The sequence below is a fragment of the Mycobacterium sp. TH-M25 genome (assembly GCF_057473665.1).
The window spans coordinates 1-2,446 of sequence record NZ_JBYCLA010000057.1 but is presented as its reverse complement, the minus strand read 5'-3'; the positions used below and the strand labels follow the sequence as shown (position 1 = coordinate 2,446).

Below are 2,446 nucleotides of genomic sequence, written 5' to 3'. Positions count from 1 at the left end.
CCATCGTCGATACTTTCCTCGCCTTCCTGGCCGGCTCGGCGCGGCAGAACCCGTAGGCAGCGCACCGATGTACGAAACTGTGGTCGCGTTAGTGGTCGCGTTGCACTTCGTCTTCATCGGTTACGTCGTTGTCGGCGGTTTCCTCGCCGTGCACTGGCGGCGCACGATCTGGCTGCACGTGCCGGCGGCGATCTGGGGGATCGGCATCGCCACCAATCGTGTTGACTGCCCGCTAACTTGGTTGGAACGGTGGGCTCGGGCGAGGGCCGCAATGACGCCACTGCCGCCGAACGGATTCATCGCCCACTACATCACCGGGGTGATCTATCCGGTCAGTTGGCTGGGCGGCGTGCAGATCGGCGCCTTTGTGGTGGTGGCGGTCTCCTGGGCGGTGTTTTTCTGTCTTGGTATCAGAAGGCGCCGGCAATGCCAGCCAGCTGACCGGCCCGCTGACGGGCGGCTTCGGCCAGCGGCGCGCTCTTTTCGGCCGCGGTAATGGCTAGCTTGCGGCCACGTTCGGCGCCGACCTGCAGGCTATGCACGATCTTTTCGCCAAGATCAGCGTCGAGCAGCCGGTGATCAGACCCGGGCACCGCTGAAGACACCGCGTCCGAGATCCGCGCGGCCGCCCGGCGGCCGCGCCACCCCAGGGACGGCTTGCCCGCGGTATCAGCGGCCGCGATCATCAGTCCGCCCAAAAGGCTAAGGTCGGCCAGAAACTCCCGGCGTTGCTGCGCTTTACGCCCTGGGTCGGATTCATTCCAGAACATGTGCACTCCCAGGTTGGCCGGCAACACGGTGCACGCCAGCGCGGCGGAGGCGAGCCGGGGCAGCTGACCGGTGGCGAGCAGCAGACCGCCCCCGATCTGAACGGCCGCATTGATCTGCGCGAACGTCTCGGCGTCGCCCGCAACACTGCTGCCAACGGTATCCGGCAATGCCTGCAGACCGCCCACTGCGGGCGCGGCGGCTTCCGCGGCCGACTTGGGGTTGAGCAGCGATTCGATTCCTTGGCCGATGAACACCACCGACAACAGCGGCCGCGCAATTCTGCGGATCAACATGGTCGGTGGATTACCCGGCTGACCGGCAAACAAACCGCGCTCCATGTCGGCGCAGTCAGCGACGGCAATTTGCCGCGACGGCGGATATGGTGGACTGAGTGCGAGCGTTGATCATTGTCGACATGCAGAACGATTTCTGCACGGGTGGCTCAGTGCCAGTGGCCGGCGCGGATGCGTTACCCCACGCGATCAACGCTTACCTGGCCCAGCATCCCAGCTATCAGCACGTCGTGGCCACTAAGGACTACCACATCAACCCTGGTGAACATTTCTCCGACACACCGGACTATGTGTCATCCTGGCCGCCGCACTGCGTGGCGGGAACCTACGGCGCCGATTTTCACCCTGATCTCGACACGAGCCCGGTGGAGGCGGTCTTCCGCAAGGGCGCTTACAGCGGGGCGTACAGCGGTTTCGAGGGCGTCAACGAGACGGAGACACCGCTGCTCGACTGGTTGCTTCGGCACGAGGTCAACGAGGTTGACGTGGTCGGTGTCGCCACCGATTTCTGCGTGTGCAAAACCGCCCAGGACGCGGCCCGGGCGGGCTTTACGACGCGGGTATTGCTAGACCTGTCGGTGGGGTCCAGGGCGCAGTCGACCATGGAGGCGCTCGACGAGATGCGCAAAGCCGGCGTCGCCGTGGTCTTGAGCTCCTGATGACGACACCGAGCCGCCACGAGCTGCTGGCCGCGGTGGAACGGTCGCCTCAGGCGGCCGCTTCGCACGACCGTGCCGGCTGGGTTGGGCTATTCACCAGTGACGGCCGAATCGAAGATCCAGTGGGCTCGCAGCCGCATGTAGGGCACGCACAGATCGGCCGCTTTTACGACACCTTCATCGGCCCGCGCGACATCACATTCCATCGCGATGTGGATATCGTCGTCGGCCCGGTCGTCATACGCGATCTCGAACTCGAGGTGGCGATGTCTTCGGCCGTGACAATGTACATTCCCGCATTCTTGCGCTACGACCTCCGAGAGGCTAACGGCGAGTGGCGGATTGCCGTGCTGCGGGCCTACTGGGAGCTGCCGGCGATGATGCTGCAGTTCCTGCTAACCGGGTCGCGAGCAGTATCGCCCGCCCTGCAACTGTCCCGAAGTCTATTGGGCAACCAAGGATTGCGCGGTACCGCGGGTTTCATGACGGGTTTTCGCAGGGCCGGCACACGCCACAAGAAGCTGGTGGCAACCTTCCTGCACTCGGTTGCGCACCATGACAAGTCTGCCACCTGTCATGCACTGTCACCTACTGCTGCAATAACTTTGGGTGACAACGATCCCCTCGACGTTGCTGAACTCGTTGAACGGCTCAACGGGGCCAGCTGGACCAAGATGAACAGCGCGGGATCCACCGTTGCGGTCTCGCTGGCCGGTCACGAGC

Annotated in this window: 3 protein-coding genes and 1 pseudogene; 3 read left to right on the top strand and 1 reads right to left on the bottom strand. The window is 64.2% G+C overall.

Features of this window, described 5'->3' with window-relative positions; translation table 11 throughout:
• Positions 1-67: 67 nt before the first annotated feature.
• Positions 68-496, top strand: coding sequence for a DUF2784 domain-containing protein (locus AC2VOU_RS02235; RefSeq protein WP_486955889.1), 429 nt, complete (start codon positions 68-70; stop codon positions 494-496).
• Here the strand turns inward: AC2VOU_RS02235 and AC2VOU_RS02230 are convergent.
• Positions 423-1,064 (bottom strand): annotated as a pseudogene (locus AC2VOU_RS02230) (DoxX family protein); the annotation flags it as partial. The gene AC2VOU_RS02235 and the pseudogene AC2VOU_RS02230 sit on opposite strands and share 74 nt — an antisense overlap.
• 98 nt (positions 1,065-1,162) lie before the next feature.
• On the opposite strand from AC2VOU_RS02230, the gene AC2VOU_RS02225 reads away from it, so the two are divergent.
• On the top strand, positions 1,163-1,723 hold the full coding sequence (locus tag AC2VOU_RS02225; protein ID WP_047314043.1) for an isochorismatase family protein: 561 nt from the start codon (positions 1,163-1,165) through the stop codon (positions 1,721-1,723).
• Positions 1,723-2,446, top strand: a 724-nt coding sequence (locus tag AC2VOU_RS02220) for a nuclear transport factor 2 family protein (RefSeq protein WP_486955888.1), incomplete at its 3' end; no start/stop codon positions are given. The genes AC2VOU_RS02225 and AC2VOU_RS02220, both read left to right, overlap by 1 nt.

Excerpts from the sequence above, each read along its gene's own strand:
- AC2VOU_RS02235 (WP_486955889.1), top strand. The coding sequence starts at position 68 with ATGTACGAAACTGTGGTCGCGTTAGTGGTCGCGTTGCACTTCGTCTTC.